The sequence below is a fragment of the Microbacterium sp. NPDC055312 genome (assembly GCF_053645675.1).
On record NZ_JBSHMU010000002.1, the window covers coordinates 766,060 to 788,626 of the forward strand.

The 22,567-nt window shown below is 69.8% G+C and carries 20 protein-coding genes and 1 tRNA gene; 15 read left to right on the plus strand and 6 right to left on the minus strand.

Annotation, left to right across the window (positions count from 1 at the left end; all coding sequences use genetic code 11):
* Nucleotide 1: 1 nt before the first annotated feature.
* Genes ACWIDW_RS08110 through ACWIDW_RS08120 form a run of 3 tightly spaced genes read left to right on the plus strand, consistent with a single transcriptional unit; the run spans nt 2 to nt 2,669 of the window.
* On the plus strand, nt 2-610 hold the full coding sequence (locus ACWIDW_RS08110) for a thymidine kinase (RefSeq protein WP_454124337.1): 609 nt from the start codon (nt 2-4) through the stop codon (nt 608-610).
* 57 nt (nt 611-667) lie between these two features.
* Nucleotides 668-1,387, plus strand: coding sequence for a FadR/GntR family transcriptional regulator (locus tag ACWIDW_RS08115; protein WP_454124338.1), 720 nt, complete (start codon nt 668-670; stop codon nt 1,385-1,387).
* 25 nt (nt 1,388-1,412) lie between these two features.
* Nucleotides 1,413-2,669: an alpha-hydroxy acid oxidase gene (locus ACWIDW_RS08120; RefSeq protein WP_454124339.1), complete on the plus strand. Its 1,257-nt coding sequence runs from the start codon at nt 1,413-1,415 to the stop codon at nt 2,667-2,669.
* A 48-nt stretch (nt 2,670-2,717) separates the two neighbouring features.
* Here ACWIDW_RS08120 and ACWIDW_RS08125 read toward each other — a convergent pair whose 3' ends face one another.
* From ACWIDW_RS08125 to ACWIDW_RS08140, 4 genes are all read right to left on the minus strand, one after another.
* Nucleotides 2,718-3,491 carry an HAD-IIB family hydrolase gene (locus tag ACWIDW_RS08125; RefSeq protein ID WP_454124341.1) on the minus strand — a complete coding sequence of 258 codons (774 nt, stop codon included), beginning with the start codon at nt 3,489-3,491 and terminating at the stop codon, nt 2,718-2,720.
* Nucleotides 3,492-3,793: 302 nt separating this feature from the next.
* Nucleotides 3,794-3,867, minus strand: a tRNA-Pro gene (locus ACWIDW_RS08130).
* A gap of 68 nt (nt 3,868-3,935) precedes the next feature.
* Complete coding sequence (locus ACWIDW_RS08135; RefSeq protein WP_454124512.1) at nt 3,936-4,823, minus strand: metallophosphoesterase; 888 nt, start codon at nt 4,821-4,823, stop codon at nt 3,936-3,938.
* Nucleotides 4,824-4,867: 44 nt separating this feature from the next.
* Entirely contained in the window at nt 4,868-7,465 is a 2,598-nt protein-coding gene (locus ACWIDW_RS08140) for a transglycosylase domain-containing protein (protein ID WP_454124343.1), read from the minus strand.
* Nucleotides 7,466-7,549: 84 nt separating this feature from the next.
* On the opposite strand from ACWIDW_RS08140, the gene ACWIDW_RS08145 reads away from it, so the two are divergent.
* Together ACWIDW_RS08145 and ACWIDW_RS08150 are read left to right on the plus strand one after the other, a co-directional pair.
* Nucleotides 7,550-7,774 (plus strand): hypothetical protein, encoded by a 225-nt coding sequence (locus ACWIDW_RS08145; protein ID WP_454124345.1) that lies wholly within the window; start codon nt 7,550-7,552, stop codon nt 7,772-7,774.
* Nucleotides 7,771-8,229, plus strand: coding sequence for a RidA family protein (locus tag ACWIDW_RS08150; protein ID WP_454124346.1), 459 nt, complete (start codon nt 7,771-7,773; stop codon nt 8,227-8,229). Before ACWIDW_RS08145 ends, ACWIDW_RS08150 begins: the two co-directional genes overlap by 4 nt.
* On the opposite strand, the gene ACWIDW_RS08155 is transcribed toward ACWIDW_RS08150, so the two are convergent.
* Nucleotides 8,216-10,090: a hypothetical protein gene (locus tag ACWIDW_RS08155; RefSeq protein WP_454124348.1), complete on the minus strand. Its 1,875-nt coding sequence runs from the start codon at nt 10,088-10,090 to the stop codon at nt 8,216-8,218. The genes ACWIDW_RS08150 and ACWIDW_RS08155 overlap by 14 nt on opposite strands.
* Before the next feature lie 80 nt (nt 10,091-10,170).
* On the opposite strand from ACWIDW_RS08155, the gene ACWIDW_RS08160 reads away from it, so the two are divergent.
* Nucleotides 10,171-10,785: a TetR/AcrR family transcriptional regulator gene (locus tag ACWIDW_RS08160; protein WP_454124350.1), complete on the plus strand. Its 615-nt coding sequence runs from the start codon at nt 10,171-10,173 to the stop codon at nt 10,783-10,785.
* 97 nt (nt 10,786-10,882) lie between these two features.
* Here ACWIDW_RS08160 and acs read toward each other — a convergent pair whose 3' ends face one another.
* On the minus strand, nt 10,883-12,853 hold the full coding sequence (gene acs, locus ACWIDW_RS08165) for an acetate--CoA ligase (RefSeq protein WP_454124351.1): 1,971 nt from the start codon (nt 12,851-12,853) through the stop codon (nt 10,883-10,885).
* 379 nt (nt 12,854-13,232) lie between these two features.
* Here acs and ACWIDW_RS08170 point away from each other — a divergent pair, with 379 nt between their 5' ends.
* From ACWIDW_RS08170 to ACWIDW_RS08210, 9 genes are all read left to right on the plus strand, one after another.
* Nucleotides 13,233-14,237 (plus strand): TadA family conjugal transfer-associated ATPase, encoded by a 1,005-nt coding sequence (locus ACWIDW_RS08170; protein WP_454124353.1) that lies wholly within the window; start codon nt 13,233-13,235, stop codon nt 14,235-14,237.
* Complete coding sequence (locus ACWIDW_RS08175) at nt 14,234-15,130, plus strand: type II secretion system F family protein (protein WP_454124355.1); 897 nt, start codon at nt 14,234-14,236, stop codon at nt 15,128-15,130. The genes ACWIDW_RS08170 and ACWIDW_RS08175 overlap by 4 nt, the downstream gene beginning before the upstream one ends.
* 45 nt (nt 15,131-15,175) lie before the next feature.
* Nucleotides 15,176-15,388: a DUF4244 domain-containing protein gene (locus ACWIDW_RS08180; protein WP_454124357.1), complete on the plus strand. Its 213-nt coding sequence runs from the start codon at nt 15,176-15,178 to the stop codon at nt 15,386-15,388.
* Nucleotides 15,388-15,741 carry a TadE family type IV pilus minor pilin gene (locus ACWIDW_RS08185; protein ID WP_454124359.1) on the plus strand — a complete coding sequence of 118 codons (354 nt, stop codon included), beginning with the start codon at nt 15,388-15,390 and terminating at the stop codon, nt 15,739-15,741. Before ACWIDW_RS08180 ends, ACWIDW_RS08185 begins: the two co-directional genes overlap by 1 nt.
* Nucleotides 15,742-15,787: 46 nt before the next feature.
* Nucleotides 15,788-16,114: an Rv3654c family TadE-like protein gene (locus ACWIDW_RS08190; protein WP_454124361.1), complete on the plus strand. Its 327-nt coding sequence runs from the start codon at nt 15,788-15,790 to the stop codon at nt 16,112-16,114.
* 110 nt (nt 16,115-16,224) lie between these two features.
* Nucleotides 16,225-19,113: a type I DNA topoisomerase gene (topA, locus tag ACWIDW_RS08195; protein ID WP_454124363.1), complete on the plus strand. Its 2,889-nt coding sequence runs from the start codon at nt 16,225-16,227 to the stop codon at nt 19,111-19,113.
* Nucleotides 19,110-19,739 carry a dTMP kinase gene (gene tmk, locus ACWIDW_RS08200; protein ID WP_454124365.1) on the plus strand — a complete coding sequence of 210 codons (630 nt, stop codon included), beginning with the start codon at nt 19,110-19,112 and terminating at the stop codon, nt 19,737-19,739. The genes topA and tmk overlap by 4 nt, the downstream gene beginning before the upstream one ends.
* 48 nt (nt 19,740-19,787) lie before the next feature.
* On the plus strand, nt 19,788-20,945 hold the full coding sequence (locus ACWIDW_RS08205; RefSeq protein ID WP_454124367.1) for a DNA polymerase III subunit delta': 1,158 nt from the start codon (nt 19,788-19,790) through the stop codon (nt 20,943-20,945).
* Nucleotides 20,942-22,498: an alpha/beta hydrolase gene (locus ACWIDW_RS08210; protein WP_454124369.1), complete on the plus strand. Its 1,557-nt coding sequence runs from the start codon at nt 20,942-20,944 to the stop codon at nt 22,496-22,498. Before ACWIDW_RS08205 ends, ACWIDW_RS08210 begins: the two co-directional genes overlap by 4 nt.
* The last annotated feature ends 69 nt before the right edge of the window (nt 22,499-22,567 follow it).

Genomic DNA, 22,567 nt, shown 5'->3' on the forward strand with positions numbered 1-22,567 from the left:
CGTGGCGAAGCTGTACTTCCGCTACGGCGCGATGAACTCGGGCAAGTCGACCGCCCTGCTGCAAGCCGCCTACAACTACGAGGAGCGCGATCAGCGGGTGCTGCTGGCCAAGCCCGAGATCGACACGAAGGGCGCGTCGCAGATCGAGAGCCGGCTCGGCATGACGCGCGAGGTCGACTTCCTCATCGGGCCGCACGACGAGGCGCGTGCGCTGTTCGCGTACGAGCGGGAGAGGGTGCGCGCTGACGGCGAGCCGCGTGATGTCGCGTGCCTGCTGGTCGATGAGGCGCAGTTCCTCACGACGGAGCAGATCGACGACCTGTTCCGCATCGCGGTGCTCGACGGCATCCCGGTGATGGCGTACGGCATCCGCAACGACTTCCGCACCCACGCGTTCCCCGGGTCGGCGCGCCTGCTCGCCATCGCCCATTCGCTCGAAGAGCTCAAGACCATCTGCCGGTGCGGGCGCAAAGCGGTCTTCAACGGGCGCATGGTCGACGGCCGGTTCGTGTTCGCCGGTGATCAGGTCGCGATCGACGGCGCCGAGGTGACCTATCAGTCGCTGTGCGGCAACTGCTACCTCGACGAGTCCGGCGGCGTCCTCGCCTGACCGACTTGTGTGGTCTGACCACGCTGGGTACTCTGTGGTCAGACCACAGGAGGATGCATGGCAGAGCCGACCAGCGCAACGCAGCGAGCCTGGCGCACCGTGCTCGAGCGCATCGAGGCCGACCTGCTCAGCGGCGCACTCAGCCCGGGGGACCGGCTGCCGTCGGAGCGCGATCTCGCCGCCGATCTCGGCCTGGGGCGTTCGAGCGTGCGCGAAGCGCTCCGCGTGCTCGAGGTGATGGGTCTGCTCCGCACCTCGACGGGCTCCGGCCCGCAGGCGGGCGCGACGGTGATCGCCACCCCGTCCGACGGCATGTCGACGCTGCTGCGCCTGCAGATGGCCGCCCGCGGATTCCGTCTCGACGACGTCGTCGACACACGGGGAGTGCTCGAGGATGCCATCATCGCGCGGCTGTGCACCGATCCCAGGCGTGATCTGTCGTCGGTCCGCGGGATCCTGCGGGAGATGGATGCCGCCGACCTGACCCCGGGCGAGTTCCTCGCCCTGGACGCCGATCTGCACTACGCGCTCGCCGAAGCGTCCGGCAACACGGTGATCGCCGCCATGATGGCCGGGTTGCGCACCGCGATCGAGTCGTACATCCTGGCCGGCGCGGAGCGGATCGACGACTGGGATGCCATGGCCGCCCGCCTGCGGGCCGAGCACCACGCCATCATCGACGCCGTCGAGCGCGGCGACGATCGCGCGCGCTCTCTCATACACGCCCACATCACCGGCTACTCCGCCGCCGCAGGGCTCACGCCCGACGCCTCCTGATCCGCCCCCGAAAGGACACCCGCCGATGGTCACCCGTCAGCTTCCCAGGCCCACCGAGCTTCTCGAACTCATGCAGTTCAAGAAGCCTGAGTTCGACGGCCGTAAGCGGCGCCTGGCCGCCGCACTCACCATCGACGATCTGCGCACCATCGCCAAGCGTCGAACGCCGAAGGCGGCCTTCGACTACACCGACGGCGGCGCCGAGGGGGAGCTCTCGCTGTCGCGCGCACGTCAGGCGTTCCAGGATGTCGAGTTCCATCCGGGCATCCTGAAGCCGGCGCAGGACGTCGACACGAGCGTCGACATCCTCGGCGGCCCGTCTGCACTGCCCTTCGGGATCGCGCCCACGGGCTTCACCCGGCTGATGCAGACCGAGGGCGAGATCGCCGGAGCCGGAGCGGCCGCCGCCGCGGGCATCCCCTTCACCCTGTCGACCCTCGGCACCACCTCGATCGAGGGCGTGCGCGACGCCGCCCTGCGAGAGCCCCAGGCTCCCATCCCGGGGCGCAACTGGTTCCAGCTCTATGTGATGCGCGACCGTGAGATCTCCTACGAGCTCACCCGGCGTGCGGCCGCAGCCGGTTTCGACACCCTGCACTTCACCGTGGACACGCCCGTGGCCGGCGCGCGCCTGCGAGACAAGCGCAACGGCTTCAGCATCCCGCCCCAGCTCACGCTCGGCACGATCATCAACGCCATCCCGCGGCCGTGGTGGTGGTTCGACTTCCTCACCACCCCCAAGCTCGAATTCGCCTCGCTCAGCAGCACGGGCGGCACCGTCGGCGAGCTGCTGGACGCCGCGATGGATCCGACCATCAGCTACGACGATCTGGCCGTGATCCGCGACCTGTGGCCCGGGAAGATCGTGATCAAGGGCGTGCAGACCGTCGAGGATGCCGTGCGTCTGCGCGACGCGGGCGTCGACGGCATCGTGCTGTCGAACCACGGCGGACGCCAGCTCGACCGCGCCCCCATCCCGTTCCACCTGCTGCCCGACGTGCGCCGGGCGGTCGGCCCGGAGTTCACGGTGATGATCGACACGGGCATCATGAACGGAGCCGATGTCGTGGCATCCGTCGCCCTGGGCGCGGATTTCACCCTGATCGGGCGCGCCTATCTGTACGGACTGATGGCAGGAGGGCGGGCGGGCGTCGACCGCACGATCGAGATTCTGCGCAGCGAGATCGAGCGCACCATGCGGCTGCTGGGCGTGTCGACGCTCGCCGAGCTCGAGCCCGCACACGTCACCCAGTTGACACGCCTGGTGCCGATCCCGCGCTGAGCGGACGCGAGGGGCGACTGAGGGCGGGGCTCGCGCCGAGCCCCGCCCTCAGCGCGCGACCGGGGCGGGAAGGGTGGCGATCAGGGCATCCAGCTTGTCGGCCGTGTCCTGCCAGCCGTCGACGGCGACGGACGGCACTCCGATGGCCAGCACCGGGTAGTCGTTGCCGCCCTCGTCGAGCCGGTCGCCGTAGAAGAGCATCTCGTCGAGACGGATGCCGGTGTGCTCGGCGAGCTTCTGCATGCCGTAGGCCTTGTCGATGCCGGCGCGGGTGATGTCGATCGACGTCGAACCACCCGATCGCACCTCCAGGCCCGGCAGGCGCGGCGCCACCGCGTCACGCAGTGCCGCACGCCGCTCGCCGGTGGGATCCCAGGCGTGCTTGGCATCTCGCGGAGCGCGCTGTCCGAGCGCGGAGAAGGTGATCTGCGAGCCTCGGTCCTCGAGGATGTCACCCCGCGGCTCCGCCTCCCACAGTCCCAGCCGCTCGGCCTCCTCCTGCAGGGCGGTGAGCGCTGCGGTCTTCTCGTCGTCGGTCAGGTCGTGCGCGTACACCGCGGCGAAACCGGCGCCGTCGTGGCGCAGGTAGCGTGTGCCGCAGGTGGGCAGCAGATGCAGGCGCGCGCTCTCATCGATCCCCAGACCGTCGAGGCGGGCGATGACCTGCGTGCGGAACTGCTGCTCGTTGCCGCCCGAGATGATCGCGACATCCACCCGCCGCAGCAGGTCGCGAAGCAGCTCGGCGATCCGGTCGTCGATCTCGCCCTTCGACGGGGCGAGCGTGTCATCGAGGTCGAAGGCGACCAGGCGGGGGTGGCTCATGATGCTCCAGCTTATTGGGGTTCCCTGTGGGGTGACGGTAGACGGGTCTGGGCTCGCCGCTGCGCGGCATCGGCGGAGGAGAAGTGGCGGGGCGTCTCGGCGCTGGCGCGCCTCGCCTGGTGCAGAAGCTTGCGGCGGGGTGCATCCCCACGGCGCCCTCCACGCGCCGCCCGACCGGAGGCGGGTGGGAGTCGCGTGGGCAGGCGGCGCGCGGAGCCTCCTGCGCCGTGGGGCCCCACTGGAACACCGACGGAAATGCCGCGAGGACCCCGCCCTCCGGGCGGGGTCCTCGCGGCATTGAGTCGGGGTGACAGGATTTGAACCTGCGGCCTCTTCGTCCCGAACGAAGCGCGCTACCAAGCTGCGCCACACCCCGTGATTGCAACCGTTCAAGTCTACATGGCTCGCTGTGCAACCACGAATCACGCGGTGCGTCCGGGCGCGTCAGGGTCGTGCGGTCAGCGTCAGCAGGGTCGCCTCGGGGCGGCACGCGAACCGGACCGGCGCGTAGATCGAATGGCCGCAGCCGGCCGAGACGTTCAGCGGCACCGTGCGGCCACGGTGCGACCAGCGGCTCAAGCCCTTCGCCTGCTTCAGCGGGATGTCGCAGTTCGCCACCAGCGCGCCGAAGCCCGGGATGCACACCTGCCCGCCGTGGGTGTGGCCCGCGAAGATCGCGTCCGCGCCCAGGTCGATGAACGAGTCGAGCACCCGCCGGTACGGCGCGTGCGCCACGGCGATGCGCGACGCGCCTGCAGGGGAGTCACCCAGCGATGAGACCGCAGAGGTGAGGGCGGCGAAGTCGTCCCACCCGCGGTGCGGGTCGTCGACCCCGGCGAAGTCAATGCTGTTGCCGGCGACATCCATCCGCACCGCGGCGTTGTTCAGGTCGACCCACCCGAGCTCGTCAGTGAAGAACGCGTCCATCGCGGCCGTGTCGAGCAGCTCAGGTGCCGTGTGCCCGCGGGAGGGGCCGCGGAAGTACTTGAGCGGATTGAGCGGCACGGGTGCGACCACGTCGTTCGATCCGTGCACGAAGACACCGGGCACGCCCCGGAACGGGGAGAACGCGCGCCGGATGCCGGCGAGAGCCTCCGGATGCCCGAGATTGTCGCCCGTGTTCACGATCAGGTCGGGCTCGAGCGCAGCGAGCGACGCGAGCCACCGCTGCTTGCGCCGCTGCCACGGCGCCATGTGCGCGTCGGAGAGGTGCAGCACGCGCATCGGCGCGCTGCCCGGTGCGAGCGCCGCGGCGCTGACCTCGCGCACCGTGAACAGGTAGCGCTCGATGCCGATGCCCCAGACCGCCGCGCCGACGCCGACGGCCCCCATCGCGCCGAGCGCAACGAGGGCCGGGTGCGCGTTCGTGCGACGGCTCACCCGTCACCCGCGCAGGTGAGCGTCACCACGGTGCCGGCGGGAGCCGCAGTTCCGGCCGGAGGGTTCTGGCCGTTCACTGTCGATCCGTTCTTGCATCCCTCGGCGGTCACACCGAACCCGGCGCCTTCCAGCGCGGGCTTGGCCTGATTGAACTTCGCGCCCGTGACGTTCGGCACGGTCGCCGGCGCGGCGGGCTTGTTGCCCGTGCTCGGGCGCAGGGTGACGGTCGTGCCACTGGCCACTCGACCGGCGCCGGGGGTCTGCTCTGCGACCAGGCCCGCGCCGATGTCGCTGTCGATCGGGTCGCCGACCTGCACGCTGAACCCGGCGGCGTCGAGGATCTGCGTGGCCTCCTCGACCGACTTGCCGACCACGCTGGGCAGGTCCTTGGGCACGGTGCGTGTGAGGCTGCGGTCGGGTTCGGGGAACCGGTCGCCGCCGTACACGGCGTTCGCGGCCCGCTGGATGTCTCTCGCGAGCGGATAGCGAATGTCGTTGAGGCGCGTCCCGTGAGCACGGAAGTTCCTCAGATCTTCGCGGCCGTTGACGTTTCCGACCCACACAGCCGTCGTGACCTTGGTGCTCGACTCCACCAGCATCGTGTGCGAGATCTCCGCCGTACCGGTCTTGCCGATGACCGGGATGCCGTCGTAGGGGTTGGCGCCGGTGCCGGTTCCCCCCTCCATCACACCCCGCAGTGCGAAGGCTGCGGTCGCGGCGACCTCCGGCGAGATCACCTGGGTGCAGCTGGTCTTCGGAACCGGGATCTCCTGGCCGTCCTGAGCGATGATCTTGTCGATCACGCGGGGCTCGCAGAAGACGCCGTTGTTGGCGACCGTGGCGTACGCGCCTGCCATCTGAATCGGGGCGACGGACTTCGAACCCAGCACGGTGGGGAACGGGTCGTTGGGGGCCTCGCCATCAGTGGTGACATCGCCCATGTCGCCGTAGTGGACACCAAGACGCTTGGCCATCTTGTTGATGTCGCACAAGTCGAGCTGCTTCGCCATCGCCAGGAAGCCGGTGTTCAGCGAGGCGGCGGTGAAGCTGCGCACGCTGCTGACCGACCCGCGTCCGTTTCCGAAGTTCTTGGACGATTTATCGCGAGCCAAGGTGTAGGTGCCGCCGCACTGGGTGAACTTGCCGGCGACCGGATAGCGACCGTCGACCACCTCGTTGACCGAATGCCCGCGCTCGAGCCACTCCAGCAGCGTGAACAGCTTCCATGTCGACCCGGTCTCGAATCCGTTCGTGGAGCCGTTGTGCTTCTTGTCAGCGGCGAACACCTGAGACGACTGCCCGTTGGCCAGACTCGCGTTCGACGACTCGCTGAAGTCCGTGTTCTGCGCGATCGCGAGGATGCGGCCGGTGGACGCTTCGATCGAGACGCCGGCGCCGCCGACGAGGATCCCGGGCATCGCGGCCGGCACCCGATTGCGCACTGCCTCCACCGCGGGACCCTGCACCCGCATGTCGAGCGAAGTGTAGATCTGCATGCCGCCGCGGCGCATGTTCTCCAGGCGCTTCTCCGGCGTGGCGCCGAATGCCTCGTCCTTCTCGACGACCGACTTCACATACTGACAGAAGTACGCGTTGGCGCCTGCCGCTGCACAGCCTTGCGTGGTCTGGGTGAGATTCGGCTCGATCGGCGCCTCCACTGCGGCCGCGTGCTGCTCCTTGGTGATCTGTCCGTTCTTCAGCATCTGATCGAGGACGTAGTTGCGGCGGTCCTTCGTGGTCGCATAGCCGTCGGCTGCGGTGTTGTGCACGACACCGTCCTTATCGGTCCAGGTGCCCTCCTCCGGTCGATCGATGCGCAGCAGATTGGGCTCCTGCACCATGCCCGCGAGCGTCGCAGCCTGCACGAGCGTCACGTTCGCCGCGGTGGTGCCGAAGTAGCGGTTGGCCGCAGCCTCGATGCCATAGGTGGTGCCGCCGAAGTTCGACACGTTCAGGTATCCGAGCAGGATCTCGTTCTTCGAGTAGTCCTTCTCGATCTGCACCGCGTAGCGCATCTCCTGCAGTTTGCGCTCGATGCCCTCCGCGCCCTTCGACTGAGCGGCGCCCTCGAAGCACTGCCGGATCTTGGCGTCGTACTCCTCATCGTTGGGAGTGACACCCTGCTCGCACTGCTGGATCAACGCGTTCTTGACATACTGCTGCGTGATCGTGGACGCGCCTCGGGACGACTTGCCCGTGAAGTTCTCGACGGCGGCCTTCATGGTCTGCAGCAGGTTCACCCCGCCGTGCTCGTAGAAGTTCTTGTCCTCGCTCGACAGGATCGCGTCGTACAGCAGCGGCGACACCTGCTCGAACGTCACCGGCACGCGGTTCTGGTCGAAGAACTTCGCCATCTGGAACGGCTGCCCGTCGGCGCCGGTCGCGTAGAACTCCGTCGGCTCCATCGGCGCGCCCGGAGTGAGGCTGTTCGGTAGGTTGTCGAAAATCGTCAGCGCCTGCGACCCCGTCACTCCTGCGACGGCGATGGCGGGCGTGACGGCTGCGGTGACCAGGACCCCGGCGACCGCGCTCAGACCCACCAGGCCGAGCAGACCGCCGAGCACACCAGACAGCGTGCGTTTCGTTTGAGGCATACGCTGATGTTAAGGGAATTCCCTGAATAAGAGCCTCGACGCTTCGGCATCCCGTGCCGTTCGTCGCCGACGCACAGGAGTGCCATGATCACGTGGGAGTATCTGACCACGCCGCTGCTGATCCACAACACGGCGGCGATCCTCAACAACTGGGGCAAGCAGGGATGGGAGCTCGTGCAGGTCGTCCCGGGCCCGGAGGGCGGTCTCGTCGCCTACCTGAAGCGTCCCGTCACGCAGGATTCGACCGCCAACGCGGGCCTCGCCGCCGCGGCCGAGGCATCCCGCCAGTTCGAGAGGGAGAGCCGATGAGCGTCTCCGCCCGCCTCGCTGAGCTCGGCCTCGAGCTGCCCGCCGTGGCCGCTCCCGTCGCCGCATACGTCCCGGCCGTCGTCCACGGCGGTCTCGTCTACACCTCCGGGCAGCTGCCGTTCGTCGACGGGGCCCTGCCGGCGACCGGGAAGGTCGGCGCCGAGATCGAGGCGGCGGATGCCCAGGGCTACGCCCGCACGTGCGCTCTGAACGCGCTGGCCGCCGCCGCGCAAGCAGCCGGAGGCGTCGACCGGATCGCCGGTGTGCTGCGCGTGGGCGGCTTCGTGGCATCCGACCCCGCCTTCACCGGCCAGCCGGCCGTCGTCAACGGCGCCAGCGACGTGCTCGGCGAGATCTTCGGCGACGCAGGGCAGCACGCCCGCGCGGCCGTCGGGGTGGCGAGCCTGCCGCTCGACACCCCCGTCGAGGTCGAGGTCACCTTCATCCTCGCCTGAGCTGCCCCCTTGCCGCCGCTGCTCGCCTCAGCGAGGGGCTGGCGAAGATCAGAATCCCCGCCAAGATCAGCCCCGCCCCCACCCACGCCGCGGTGGTGGGGGAGTCTGCGCCGGTCGCCGCCAGGGCCGCGCGATCGACGTGGACGGGGGTGATGGCGCTGAATCCGGTCTCGGCGAAGTGCAGGATCAGGTGGTGGTCGCCGTCGGGTACGGCGCTCAGATCGAAGGCGTCGGCTGCGTCGCCCTCCCGCCATTGCACTGATCCGAGTGCGATAGGAGCGGATCGCATCGTCCCGATCACGCTCGAGCGGGTGCTTCGGACCTTCTCGACGAACGACGTCATCAGATCCACGCCCTCTGCCTGCCTGGTCATCAGCGGCTGCAGCCGCAGCATGTCCATCTGCTGGGAGTTGCGTGCGACGTCGAGCTGGGCGCGCAGTGCGGCCGCGGCCGCAGCTGCCTGAACCCGTCCGGCCGTGGGGTCGGGCTCGCCGTCCCTGTAGAGATCCTGGAAGGGGTGTGTCATCGACGCGCCACGCAGGGCAGCGGCAGCAGCGTCGAACCCGGCACGGGAGGGTGCGCGTCCATACGCTTCGAGAGCCGCGACCGCATCGACAGATGCGGCGATGGCTCGATTGCGTTCATGCACCTCGGAGAGCTGTGAGCCCAGCTGCTGCTCCTGCAACGACGCCCGGGTGTCCTGCAGCATCAGCATGACGTTCTCCAGGTCTGTGGTGGCGATCACGGATCCGGTCTGCCGCAGGCCTGTCATCCGGTCAAGCAGGCTGTTCACGGGCGGGATCCCGTCCGCTCGGCCAGTGTCCTGCGCGAAGCCCAGAACCTGGCCGGCGTCGCTCATGAGTGCGACGGGGTCGCCGTTCGCGCGCTGAGCTGCGTCGATGACGGAGTCCAGCACGGTGTCGGGGGAGGTGCCCAGTGCGCTCGAGACGGGTCGGGAGAACAGCGGGATGCCGGGGTATACGTAGGCGGCCGCGTGCGTCGGAGCGGGAACGGGGACCGTCGGTGCGGGGGTGGGTGCAGGGGAAGGAGTCGGAGTGGGGGTCGGGGTCGGGGTCGGAGTCGGTGTCGGAGTAGGTGTGGGTGTCGGAGCCGGCGTGGGTGTGGGAGCGACGCTGTCGGACACCAGTGCGAACTCTCGATCGACGTCGATTCCCGGCTGCGCTGCGGCGACGCGAAAGGGCGGGTTGGCGGGTTGCTCTGCCGCCAGCACGAGCCCGGGCGGCGGGGTCAGCGCCAGCCTGTAATCGTCGTCGGCGGTGGCCGGGACCGCTCCGCTCGTGAACCTGCCGTCAGCGGCGAGAGGCACACGCTGCACCTCGACCTCTCCGCTGAGGATCGCGAGCGTCGATCCCTGCAGGTCGGCGACTGGTGCACCATCCGCCGTCGCGGAGACCGTTCCGGTGATGGTGGCGAAACTGCCCCAGAACGTGACCGAGACGGAGTCGCTATCGAGGGTGAATTCCGTCTGAGCCTCGGTGCGCTCGAGTTCTCCCTGTGCACCCGGCCACACGGCATCCGCCACGAAGGAGCGCTGATCGCCGTCGACGGTGGGGCTCGCCTCGATGTCGAGGGAGACGGTGCCATCGGCTCTCGTGGTGCCGGATGCGAGCACCGCTCCGTCGACGGAGGGCCCGCGCACAGTGACAGCGACGCCCGCGAGCGCCGCAGTGTCGGTGCCGTCGCTGATGGTCGCCTCGATGGTGATGGGAGTCGACACGGCGGACGCATACGCCACGGGCGGCAGGGCCGCGATGATCATGCCGGCGGCAATGGCGACGGCGCCCGACGTCCGCCCGAAGGGGGAGGAGGCGCTGCGCTGCGCAGTGCGGAGAGGATGCATCGCACCAGTATGGACTGAGTCCAAAGATAGATACAAGCCAAAATTTGCCGGTTACACTTGTGTCTTCCGGGAGGATGGGGATGAGCCGACTTCGTGAGGCCAAAATGCATGCCGCCAGACGGTTGATGGAGCAGGCCGCCGTCGATCTCGCCTACGAGGAGGGGATCGGTGCTGTCACCGTCGACCGCGTGTGCGCCACAGCGATGATGTCGCGCAGCACGTTCTTCAACTACTTCCCGTCTCTCGACCAGGCGATCTTCGGGGCGCCGCTGTCATACGACCCTGATCTCACCGCGCGCGTGCTGGCTCAGCATTCCCGAGACCTGGTCGTCGCAGCCTGCCTCATCGTGATGGAGTCGGTGCGTGGCCAGGTCGACGACGAGCTGACGCGGAAGCGCTTCGCGCTGTTCATACGGGAACCGGGAACCACGAACGCCGTGTCCTGGACCAGTCACGAGAGCAGGCAGGGCCTCGAGAACGTCATCGCCGACTGGCTTCGTGAGCACCCCGAGTCGGCTCGACTCGCCGACGCGGATCCCGAGACCGAAGCCAGGATGACAGTGGGCTTCTCGATCGCGCTCGGCGACGAGGTTATGCGCCTCGTGGGCGATGAGGGCGGTGAGTTGCCGTTCGATGTCGCCCTCTTCCGGACCGTGCGCGAGCGGATGGCCAGGATCAGCCTGCCCGACGGCTGAGCACGCTCAGTGCTCGCTCGGACGCGGCGAGACCCCGGGCTGCAGCGTCTGCAGCCCGGGGTCTCGACGGTGATGGCGCCTCGGCGATCCTCAGGAACTACTTGACCTGACTGGTGATGGTGCTCATCACCATGGTGTCGGCCAGCGTCGTCGTGTCGCCGACCTCGCGGCCCTCGGCGACGTCACGCAGCAGCCGGCGCATGATCTTGCCCGAGCGGGTCTTCGGCAGCTCGTTCACGATGTAGACGTCGCGCGGACGCGCGATCGGGCCGATCTGCTCGCCGACCCAGCCGCGCAGCAGCGTCGCCAGGCCCTCGGGCGAATGCACTTCGAGATAGCTCTGCTTGATGATCACAAACGCGACCACCGCCTGCCCGGTGGTCTCATCCGACGCGCCGACCACGGCCGCCTCGGCGGTGGCCTCGTGCGCGACGATCGACGACTCGATCTCGGTCGTCGACAGGCGGTGACCCGACACGTTCATCACGTCGTCGACGCGGCCGAGCAGCCACAGGTCGCCGTCCTCGTCGAGACGCGCGCCGTCACCGGCGAAGTAGTAGCCCTTGTCCTGGAACTTGTCCCAGTAGGTCTCCTTGAACCGCTCCGGATCGCCCCAGATGCCGCGCAGCATGCTCGGCCACGGCTCGGTGATCACCAGAAGCCCGCCATTGCCATTGCCGACCTCGTTGCCGTCGTCGTCGACGACGTCGATCGAGATGCCGGGGATCGGCACCTGCGCCGAGCCGGGCTTGGTGGCGGTGATGCCGGGGAGGGGGGAGACCATGATCGCCCCGGTCTCGGTCTGCCACCACGTGTCGACGATGGGAGTCGCGCCGGCGCCGATCACCTCGCGGTACCACATCCACGCCTCCGGGTTGATGGGCTCGCCCACCGAGCCGAGCAGGCGTAGGCTCGACAGGTCGAACTTCTGCGGGATCTGACGACCGAGCTTCATGAACGAGCGGATGGCCGTCGGCGCGGTGTAGAAGATCGTCACGCCGTACTTCTCGATCAGCTCCCACCAGCGTCCGGGGTGCGGGGAATCGGGCGTGCCCTCGAAGAGCACCTGGGTCGCGCCGTTGGCCAGTGGGCCGTAGGTGACGTAGCTGTGCCCCGTGACCCAGCCGATGTCGGCGGTGCACCAGAACACGTCGGTCTCAGGATGCAGGTCGAAGACGTACTTGTGCGTGTACGCGGCCTGCACGAGGTAGCCGCCCGACGTGTGCAGGATGCCCTTCGGCTTTCCGGTGGTGCCCGAGGTGTACAGGATGAACAGCGGGTTCTCGGCGGGGAAGGCCTGCGCTTCGTGATCGCCGGATGCCTGCGGCACGACGTCGTGCCACCAGATGTCGCGCTCGTCGTTCCAGTCGACCTGGTTCTCGCCGCGCCTGACGACGAGCACGTGCTCGACCGTCTTCTGCTCGCCCTCGCCGTTGCGGTCGCTGAGCGCCTGGTCGACGGCCGGCTTGAGTGCCGACACCTTGCCCTTGCGGTAGCCGCCGTCGGCGGTGATCACGAGCTTGGCGCCGGCGTCGTCGATCCGGGAGCGCAGGCTGTCGGCGCTGAACCCGCCGAAGACGACGGAGTGGACGGCGCCGAGGCGCGCCACGGCGAGCATCGAGATGACGGCCTCGGGGATCATCGGCAGGTAGATGGCGACGCGGTCGCCGTGACCGATGCCGAGGTCCTGCAGCACATTGGCGGTGCGCTTGACCTCGTCGGTGAGCTCGGCGTACGTGATGCGGCGCTCGTCGCCCGGTTCGCCCTCCCACAGGAGGGCGACGCGGTCGCCGTTGCCTGATTCGACGTGGCGGTCGAGGCAGTTGTAGGCGACGTTGAGCTCACCGTCGTCGAACCACTTCGCGAACGGCGGGTTCGACCAGTCGAGCACCTGCGTGAACGGCTTGTGCCAGTGCACGCTCTCCCGGGCCTGCTCGCCCCAGAACGCCTCACGGTCGGCCGCAGCCCGCTCGTAGAGCGCCGGGTCGTCGATCGACTGGGCGACGAACTCCTCTGACGGCGGGAATCTACGGGCCTCGTCGAGGAGGTGGTCGATCTGGCTGCTCATGCACTCGCTCCTTTGCGCGGTCGGGTGATCGTGCAGGGACACGACCGTGACACGGCGAATCTAGTCCCGCCGGAGGGTGCCGCCTACTGTCGAAAGTGGGTAGTGAAAATGGTTTGCCGTGGCGCGGGGCGCGTGCATACACTGACCTCAGCCGAATTCGTTTACGGCTTCAGCGCGCCCGGATGCCCCCTCGTACCGGGCGGCGCGAGGCGGCACCTCATTCCCCCCGTGAGGTGCCGCCTGTCCGTCTGCGGGATGCGGGGTGGGCGTGCACGGTGCCGCCGGGGATCTGTCTGCACAATGCCGCGGTCGGGGCAGTTGTGCACATCGCCTGGGAATCGGGCGACGCCGCGCGGGACGACGCGCCTAACGTCGTCGCATGCCCGAACCGTTCGTCCTCCAACCGCGGCCGTCCGACGCCCGCATCGGCGCTCATCCCGACGCCGAGGTCGAGGTGGAACCTGCCCTCGGCGCCCTCGCCGAGCACGTGCGAGATGCCGAGGTGACCGACATCTTCGTCAACGGCGCGGACGGTCTGTACGTCGACCGCGGCCGCGGTGCCGAGCGGGTACCGGCGTGGCGCGCATCCGAGCGCGAGGTGCGTGACCTCGCGGTCGCCCTCGTGGCCGCAGGCGGACGGCACCTCGACGACCAGTCGCCCTGCGTCGACGTGCGGCTCGCCTCGGGCATCCGGGTGCATGCCGTGCTCGCCCCGGTCTCGGTGACCGGCACCGCCCTGTCGGTCCGCATCCCCCGCGTGCTCGGCGCCGACCTCGATGCGCTCGCCGCGACGGGCACGTTCACGGGGGCGCAGCGGGCCTGGCTGGCCCAGCTGGTGCGCGACCGGGCGAACGTGCTGATCACCGGCGGAACCGGCACGGGCAAGACGACGCTGCTCGCGGCGCTGCTGTCGCACGTGGGTGCGGGGGAGCGGATCGTCACCATCGAAGACGTCGCCGAGCTGCGTCCCCGGCATCCGCATCACGTCTCACTCGAAGCCCGCCAGGCCAATCTCGAGGGCGCCGGCCGCATCACCCTCGCGATGCTCGTGCGGGAGTCGCTGCGCATGCGCCCCGATCGGCTCGTCGTCGGCGAGTGCCGCGGCGAGGAGGTGCGCGAGCTGCTGACCGCGTTGAACACCGGGCACGACGGGGGCGCGGGAACGCTGCACGCCTCGGGGCTGGCCGATGTGCCGGCACGCATGGAGGCGCTCGGCGCGCTCGCCGGAATGGATGCCACGGCCCTGGCGCGACAGGTGGTCAGCGCCTTCACGATCGTGCTGCATCTGGAGCGCAGCACCGACGGGCGCCGGCGCATCGCGCACGCCGGCCGGTTCGTGCTGCGCGGCGATCGGCTGGCCATGCAGGAGGCGCAGCCGTGGTGAGGTGGCGGCACCGGCATCCCGACCCGGACGGTCCCCCGCGGGCGGCGGCTGCGGTGCGCACCCTCGCGGTGCTGCTGCAGGCGGGAGCGCGGCCGCACACCGCGTGGCGGCACCTGGCCGACACCGGCGACACCGTCGCGGGCCGGGTCGTCGCTCGGGTCGATGCCGGGGCGGAGCTCGTGGGCGCGATCGACGCGGAAGGCGGTGCGTGGTCGGACGTCGCAGCCGCCTGGGAGATCGCGACGACCGTCGGCGCGCCGCTGGCCGACGTGCTGCGCGCTCTGTCGGAATCGCTGCAGGATGCCGCGGCCGCTGCCGACGACGTGCGGGTCGCGCTGGCCGAGCCCACCGGCACTGCGCGGCTGCTGCTCTGGCTGCCGTTCGCGGGACTGCTGCTGGGATTCGCGCTGGGCTTCGACACGATCGGCGTGCTGGTGGGCAACCCGTTCGGCGTCGCATGCGTCGTGCTCGGCATCGCCCTGGTGCTCGTGGCGCGCTGGTGGACGGCACGCATGGTGCGGGCCGCGCAGCCGACGGCGGGCACACCCGGCATGCACGCCGAACTGGTCGCGGTCGCGCTCGCCGGGGGCGTCGGCATCCCGCGGGCGCTGCGGCTCGTCGAGCACAGCCCTGCCACCCTGTCGGACGATCGCAGCAGCACGGACGCGGTCCTGGAGCTGTCGCGCTCGGCCGGCGTTCCGGCCGGCGAGCTGCTGCGCGCAACGGCGGCGCAGCAGCGTCACGAGTCGCGCGTGCGGGGGCGCGTGCGCGCCGCGCGGCTCTCATCGAAGCTGCTGCTGCCGCTGGGCGCCTGCACGCTGCCCGCATTCCTGCTGCTCGGGGTCGCGCCGCTCATGCTCAGCGTGCTCGCCTCGACACCCCTGCCCATCTGAGACGTCGAGGGCGAGAGCCGCCCCGCACGAGAGAGAAGGAACACCATGACCGCATCCTGCGCCGACCCGCTGCCCCCGCTCACGAGAAGCCGCGCAGCCGACCTGTTCACCGACGAAACGGGAGCAGCGACGGCAGAGTACGCGATCACGACGATGGCCGCCGTGGCGTTCGCCGGCCTGCTCGTCGTGATCATGCGCTCCGACGAGGTGAGGGGCATCCTCACGGATCTCGTCCGGCGGGCCCTCACGGTCGCCTGATGCCACGCCCGTCACACCTGTTCGGCGGCGACCGCGGGTCGGTCGCCGCCGAGCTCGCGGTCGCCCTGCCGGCGGCGCTGATGGCCGTCGCGTTCGGCGTCGGCGCGCTCGGCGCTGCCGCCACGCAGGTCTCGCTGCAGGATGCCGCTGCGGACGCTGCCCGCCTGCTGGGGCGGGGCGAGAGCAGCGCTCGGGCGGCGGGGGTGGTGCGGGATGCCGTGGACGGCGCGTCATCGGCATCCCGAGCCGCCGGCGACCTGGTGTGCGTGACGGCGTCGCTCGACCTGCGTATCGGACGCCTGATCTCGGTGCCGCTGAGCGCATCGAGCTGTGCGCTGGCGGGTGGACTGTGACGCGCCCCGCGTGGGCGGCCGGCAGCTGCCCCGAACGGACCGCCCGATGAGTGGGACAGCACTCGCCGCCGGCCTGGTCACGGTCGCGGCGACTCTCTCGCTCGGACTCGCCGCCGTCGGCGGCGCAGCCGTCACGGCGCAGCGCGCTGCGGGCGCGGCCGATGCGGCCGCCCTCGCCGCAGCCGACGCCGCGTCGGGCGCCGTCGCCACCGGCGAGGACGCCTGCGCTCTCGCCGCTCGCGTGGCCCTGGCATCCGGATCGGAGCTCGTCTCGTGCGCCGTCGACGCGCTCACGGCGACGGTCGAGGTCAGATCCGCGTACTCTGGACTGGTCGCCGTCGCCCGTGCCCGGGCGGGACCCCCGAGAAGCTGAACGTGCGACGCCCCTCGCACCGCCCGCGCGTCAGCCGATTCGCCGGACGATCTCTCGGCCCACGCCATGATCGCGGTGTGTATGGTGTGCTTCGAAGAAAGGACGCCCCCTTGGCAGAAGGCAAGAAGCTCGTCATCGTCGAGTCCCCGACGAAGATGAGGTCGATCCAGGGATACCTCGGCGACGGGTACCAGGTGCTCAGCTCGGTCGGTCACATCCGCGACCTCGCCGACAAGAAGGACATCCCCGTCGACGACAAGAAGGCGTACGGCAAGTACTCCATCGACGTCGAGAACGACTTCGACCCCTACTACGTGGTGTCCGACCGCAAGACCAAGACGGTCGCCGAGCTGCGCCGTGCGCTGAAGAACGCCGACGAGGTGCTGCTCGCCACCGATGAGGACCGCGAGGGCGAGGCCATCGCCTGGCACCTGCTCGAGACGCTCAAGCCCAAGGTGCCCGTCAAGCGCATGGTCTTCCACGAGATCACCAAAGACGCCATCCAGGCCGCCGTGGGCAACACCCGAGAGCTCGACCTCGCCCTCGTCGATGCGCAGGAGACCCGCCGCATCCTCGACCGGCTGTACGGCTGGGACGTCTCGCCGGTGCTCTGGTACAAGGTCAAGTCGGGGCTGTCCGCCGGCCGCGTGCAGTCGGCCGCCACCCGCATGGTCGTCGAGCGCGAGCGCGAGCGGATGGCGTTCGTCTCGGCCGAGTACTGGGATGTCGAGTCGCAGGCGTCCGCGTCGGCAGGCTCGGCCGAGCGATCCGCGTTCGGGGTGCGTCTCGTGCGCGTCGACGGTGGTCAGCTCGCCCGCGGAACCGATTTCGACGACACCGGAAAGCTCAAGAAGGCCGTCGTGGTGCTCACCGAGGCCGACGCCGAAGCGCTCGCCGTCGCCGTGGACGCCACAGGAACGGCGACCGTCTCGAAGGTCGAGGCGAAGCCCGGCACTCGCAGTCCCTACGCGCCCTTCACCACCTCCACGCTGCAGCAGGAGGCCGGACGCAAGCTCTCGATGAGCGCCAAGCAGGCGATGAGCGTCGCCCAGCGGCTCTACGAGAAGGGATACATCACCTATATGCGCACCGACTCGGTCGCGCTGAGCACGCAGGCGATCCAGGCTGCGCGAAACCAGGCCGTCGCCCTGTACGGCGACTCGGCCGTGCCGTTGAAGCCGCGCGTGTACAAGTCGAAGAGCAAGAACGCCCAGGAGGCGCACGAGGCGATCCGCCCGTCGGGTGAGACGTTCCGCACGCCGGCGTCGGTCGCCTCCGGCCTCGACCGCGACGAGCAGCGCCTGTACGACCTGATCTGGAAGCGCACCGTCGCTAGCCAGATGTCGGATGCCAAGTACGAGACGACCACGGTCACCCTCGAGACCCACACCTCGACACAGCTCAGTGCAGGGGCCGGCAAGCGGGTCGAGTTCACGGCATCCGGAACCGTCTACACGTTCAAGGGCTTCCTCGAGGCGTACGAGGAGGGCCGCGACGAGAAGCGCAACGCGCAGGACTCCTCGGCCGACCAGTCGCTGCCCGCCGTGGCCGTCGGCGACGAGCTCGCCATCGGCGAATCCGTCGCGAAGGGGCATCGCACCACGCCGAAGCCGCGCTACACCGAGGCCTCGCTGGTGAAGGCGCTCGAAGAGCACGGCATCGGCCGCCCGTCGACCTTCGCGAGCATCATCGGCACGGTCATCGATCGCGGCTACGCGACCAAGCGCGGGCAGGCGCTCGTGCCCACGTGGCTGGCGTTCAGCGTCGTGCGGCTGCTCGAGCAGCACTTCGCCGACCTGATCGACTACGACTTCACCGCAGCCCTCGAAGACGACCTCGATGCGATCGCCCGAGGTGAGCAGAACCGCGTCGAATGGCTGAAGTCGTTCTACTACGGCTCCGAGAAGCAGGTGGGTCTGCGACAGGTCGTCGACAACCTCGGTGAGATCGACGCGCGCGCGCTGAACTCGACGCGCATCACCGACGACGCCACGCTCCGCTTCGGCAAGTACGGCCCGTACCTCGAGGTCGTCGATCCGGCGAACCCCGAGGCCAAGCCGCGCATCGTGAACGTGCCCGAGGACCTCGCGCCGGATGAGCTCACCGCCGACAAGGCGCGCGAGCTGATCGACGCGCCCGTCGCCGGCGACCGTGTGCTCGGCGAGAACCCCGAGAACGGCAAGATCATCGTCGTCAAGGACGGCCGCTTCGGGCCGTACGTGCAGGAGAACGATCCGGTCTCCGACGACGACACCGTCGACGAGACGACCGGCGAGGTTGTCGACAAGCCGAAGAAGAAGACGAAGAAGGATGCCGCGCCCAAGCCCCGCACCGCGTCGCTGTTCCGCTCGATGTCGGTCGACACGATCGACCTCGACACCGCGCTGCAGCTGCTCAGCCTGCCGCGCGTGGTCGGCGTCGATCCCGCCACGGATGAAGAGATCACCGCGCAGAACGGACGCTTCGGGCCGTACCTGAAGAAGGGTGCCGACTCGCGCTCGCTGGAGAGCGAGTCGCAGATCTTCGACGTCACACTCGAGCAGGCCCTCGAACTGTACGCGCAGCCGAAGTACGGCGGGCGCAAGGCGTCGAGCGCGCTGAAGGAGTTCGAGGCCGATCCCGTCAGCGGCAAGCCGATCCGCATCCGCGACGGCCGCTTCGGCGCCTACGTCACCGACGGCGAGACGAACGTGACCATCCCGCGCGGGCAGACCCCCGACGACGTCACGTTCGAGATCGCCGTCCAGATGCTCGCCGACAAGCGCGCCAAGGGCCCCGCGCCCAAGCGCGGTGCGAAGAAGCCGGCCGCGAAGAAGGCCCCGGCCAAGAAGCCTGCCGCCAAGAAGCCTGCCGCCAAGAAGACCACGGCGAAGCCCGCTTCGGACGCCGACAAGGCCGCTGCGCGCTCGGCTGCGGCGAAGAAGGCCGCCGCCACGCGCAAGGCGAACGCGATCGCGAAGGCCGATGCGGCACGCGCGGCGGCCAAGGCGGACGCGTGACCCGGGAGCAGCCGGGACTGTGGATCACGTTCGAAGGCGGTGACGGCTCGGGCAAGACCACCCAGGCCGGGCTGCTCGCGCAGTGGATGCAGCAGCGCGGGCGCACCGTGCTGCACACCCGCGAGCCGGGCGGATCCGAGGTCGGCACCCTGATCCGCGACATCGTGCTTCACCACCGGGGCGACATCGCGCCCCGGGCCGAGGCCCTGCTGTACGCCGCCGACCGGGCCCACCATGTCGCGACGGTCGTACGACCGGCGCTGGAGCGCGGCGACGTCGTCATCCAGGACCGCTACCTCGACTCGTCCGTCGCGTATCAGGGTGCCGGGCGTGTGCTCGACGCCGCCGAGGTGCGCGACCTCTCGCTGTGGGCGACCGAGGGTGCGCTGCCGGATCTGACCGTGCTGCTCGACCTCGACCCGTCGACGGCCCGTCGCCGGCTCGACGCGGACGACAAGCCGTTCGATCGTCTCGAGGCCGAGAAGGAGGACTTCCACGCCCGCGTGCGAGCGGCGTATCTCGCGCTCGCCGCCGCCGAGCCGCAGCGGTTCCTCGTCGTCGACGCCTCGCTCGACCCCGACGACATCGCCGTGCTGATCCGGGCGCGCATGTCGGTCCTCGTCTGAGCGGGCGGAGCAGCAGTCGATGTCGGCCCCGCGGATAGGCTGGAGCGCATGACCGCCCTCACCACCGCGCCGTTCCCGTGGACGGACGTGTGGGGTCAGGATGCCGCGGTGCAGACCCTCCGTCAGGCCGCAGCCGACCCGGCATCCCTGTCGCACGCGTGGCTGATCACCGGCCCGCCGGGGTCGGGGCGATCCACGTTGGCGTACGCGTTCGCGGCCGCGCTGATCGCAGAGGGTCCGCACGACGAGGCCACGATGCGTCAGGTGCTCGCGCGCACGCATCCGGATGTCACGGCGCTGCGCACCGACAAGGTCATCATCACCATCGCCGAGGCGCGCGCCCTGGTCGAGCGGTCGTACTTCGCCCCGTCTGCGGGACGCTACCGGGTGATCGTCGTCGAAGACGCCGACCGCATGGTCGAGCGCACCTCGAACGTGCTGCTGAAGGCCCTGGAAGAGCCGCCGGAGAAGACCGTGTGGGTGCTGTGCGCCCCCAGCGAGGCCGACCTGCTCCCCACCATCCGCTCGCGGGTGCGCCCGCTGCGGCTGCGCGAGCCCGACGTCGACGATGTGGCGCGACTCATCACCGCCCGCACCGGCGTGGACGCCGCCGTCGCCGAGCAGGCCGCCCGACACGCGCAGCGGCACATCGGCATGGCGCAGCGGCTGGCGACCGACGATGCCGCGCGGCGCCGGCGAGACGAGACGCTGCGTGCCGTGCTCGGCGTGCGGGGCGTCAGCACGGCCGTCGAGGTGGCCGGCACGATCATCCAGGCCGCGACCGACGACGCGAAGTCGCTCACCGCCGAGCGCGATGCCGCCGAGCGCGCCGCCCTGCTCCGCACCGTCGGCATCGCCGAGGGGCAGGCCGTGCCGTCCGCGCTGCGGGCGCAGATCAGCGCCCTCGAGGATGATCAGCGCAAGCGCGCCACGCGCAGCCTGCGCGACGGGATCGACCGGGTGCTCACCGACCTGCAGTCGCTGTACCGCGACGTCGTCATGCTGCAGTTCGGGCACGGCGACGAGCTGATCAACCGCGAGCTGCGCGACGAGCTCGAGCGCATCGCCGGCGCGTGGCCGACCTCGCGCACCATCCTCGTGCTCGATGCCGTGGCCGCCACCCGCGAATCCCTGGAGCGCAACGTCGCGCCGCTCCTCGCCGTCGAGAGTCTTCTCGTGACCGTCTCCAGCGGAAGGACCCCGTGAACCTCCGAACCTCCAGGTCCCGCCCGCTGCGCCGGGCCGCCGCCGTGCTCGCCGGTCTCGCCGCGGCGTCGCTCGTCCTCTCCGGATGCCTGTACGCGCAGATCCCGGAGGCTCCCACCTCGATCTCCCGCGACCCCGACCTGTCGGGCGTGCCGGAGCAGCTGCAGCCGTACTACTCGCAGAAGCTCGTGTGGGAGACGTGCGGAGCCCGGTTCGACTGCACCGAGGTCACCGCCCCGCGCGACTGGGACGACCCGTCGGCGGGCGACCTGACCCTGTCGATCATCCGCCACCAGGCGACCGGGACGTTCCAGGGTTCGCTGCTGATCAACCCCGGCGGGCCCGGATCCAGCGCATACGACTTCGTCGCCCAGAGTCTCGAGTACGCGGTAGGGGCCGACCTCATCGAGCGCTTCGACGTGATCGGATTCGACCCGCGCGGCGTCGGCCGCTCGAGCGCCGTGGAGTGTCTCGACGCAGAGCAGATGGACGAGTACAACTACGGCGTGCTCGACGCCCCTCGCGACACTGCGGAGTGGGAGGCGGAGATCACGGCGCGCAACCAGCAGTACGCGGACGCCTGCGAGGCGAACAGCGACGGGCTGCTGCCGCACATCACGACGGCCGACTCGGCCCGCGACATGGATCTCATCCGCGGGGTGCTGGGTGACAACACCCTGAACTACCTCGGCTACTCGTACGGCACGTTCCTCGGCGCGACGTACGCGAAGCTGTTCCCCGAGCGGGCCCAGCGGCTGGTGCTCGACGGGGCGATCGACCCGGCCGTCCCCGGGCTGGACGTCGGCACCACGCAGGCGGTCGGCTTCGAATCCGCGCTGCGTGCATACCTGTCCGGATGCCTCTCCGGCGCGGACTGCCCGTTCAACGGCTCGGTCGACGAGGCCATCGCCGACGTGCAGGCGCTGCTCGCCACGGTCGCCCGCACGCCGATCGAGAACGGCGACGGGCGGTCGCTGACCGTCGACACGATGATCACCGGCATCATCACCGCGATGTACAGCGAGCAGAGCTGGCCGTACCTCACCCAGGGGTTCACCGCCGTGCTGCAGGGCGACCCGTCGGTGCTGTTCGCGCTCGCCGACAGCTACAACGGCCGTGAACCCGACGGCACCTACGCCGACAACTCCGCCGAGGCGTTCCGGGCGTACAACTGCATGGACTATCCCGTCGAGGACGACCCCGCAGCGGAGGCAGCGGCGATCGCGAAGATCGAGAAGCTCGCCCCGACGTTCGCGCCGTACTGGCAGGGTCCCGACCCGTGCGAAGTGTGGCCCTACCCGCCGGTCGGCGTGCGTGAGCCGATCGCCGCCTCCGGCTCCGGCCCGATCGTCGTGGTCGGCACGACCAACGACCCCGCGACGCCCTACGAGTGGTCCGAGTCGCTCGCGCAGCAGCTCGAGAACGGAGTGCTCGTCACCCGGGTGGGCGAGGGCCACACCGGATACAACAAGGGCAGCAGCTGCGTCGACGATGCGGTCGAGGCCTTCCTCATCAACGGGACGGTTCCCGACGACGGGCTGCGCTGCGAGTGATCTGCGGGAGAGGTCTGCTCGGTTTCGCGCGCACCGGATCGTCGTAGTAGGATCTTTGCTTGTGCCGCA

What these genes read in the sequence shown, in the direction of transcription:
- ACWIDW_RS08125 (WP_454124341.1), bottom strand. Translation starts at nt 3,491, where the DNA reads ATGAGCCACCCCCGCCTGGTCGCCTTCGACCTCGATGACACGCTCGCC.
- ACWIDW_RS08190 (WP_454124361.1), top strand. Translation starts at nt 15,788, where the DNA reads ATGAGTGGGACAGCACTCGCCGCCGGCCTGGTCACGGTCGCGGCGACT.
- ACWIDW_RS08145 (WP_454124345.1), top strand. Translation starts at nt 7,550, where the DNA reads ATGATCACGTGGGAGTATCTGACCACGCCGCTGCTGATCCACAACACG.
- ACWIDW_RS08155 (WP_454124348.1), bottom strand. Translation starts at nt 10,090, where the DNA reads ATGCATCCTCTCCGCACTGCGCAGCGCAGCGCCTCCTCCCCCTTCGGG.
- ACWIDW_RS08140 (WP_454124343.1), bottom strand. Translation starts at nt 7,465, where the DNA reads ATGCCTCAAACGAAACGCACGCTGTCTGGTGTGCTCGGCGGTCTGCTC.
- ACWIDW_RS08160 (WP_454124350.1), top strand. Translation starts at nt 10,171, where the DNA reads ATGAGCCGACTTCGTGAGGCCAAAATGCATGCCGCCAGACGGTTGATG.
- ACWIDW_RS08185 (WP_454124359.1), top strand. Translation starts at nt 15,388, where the DNA reads ATGCCACGCCCGTCACACCTGTTCGGCGGCGACCGCGGGTCGGTCGCC.
- ACWIDW_RS08135 (WP_454124512.1), bottom strand. Translation starts at nt 4,823, where the DNA reads ATGGGGGCCGTCGGCGTCGGCGCGGCGGTCTGGGGCATCGGCATCGAG.
- acs (WP_454124351.1), bottom strand. Translation starts at nt 12,853, where the DNA reads ATGAGCAGCCAGATCGACCACCTCCTCGACGAGGCCCGTAGATTCCCG.
- ACWIDW_RS08120 (WP_454124339.1), top strand. Translation starts at nt 1,413, where the DNA reads ATGGTCACCCGTCAGCTTCCCAGGCCCACCGAGCTTCTCGAACTCATG.
- ACWIDW_RS08205 (WP_454124367.1), top strand. Translation starts at nt 19,788, where the DNA reads ATGACCGCCCTCACCACCGCGCCGTTCCCGTGGACGGACGTGTGGGGT.
- ACWIDW_RS08180 (WP_454124357.1), top strand. Translation starts at nt 15,176, where the DNA reads ATGACCGCATCCTGCGCCGACCCGCTGCCCCCGCTCACGAGAAGCCGC.
- ACWIDW_RS08115 (WP_454124338.1), top strand. Translation starts at nt 668, where the DNA reads ATGGCAGAGCCGACCAGCGCAACGCAGCGAGCCTGGCGCACCGTGCTC.
- ACWIDW_RS08150 (WP_454124346.1), top strand. Translation starts at nt 7,771, where the DNA reads ATGAGCGTCTCCGCCCGCCTCGCTGAGCTCGGCCTCGAGCTGCCCGCC.
- ACWIDW_RS08170 (WP_454124353.1), top strand. Translation starts at nt 13,233, where the DNA reads ATGCCCGAACCGTTCGTCCTCCAACCGCGGCCGTCCGACGCCCGCATC.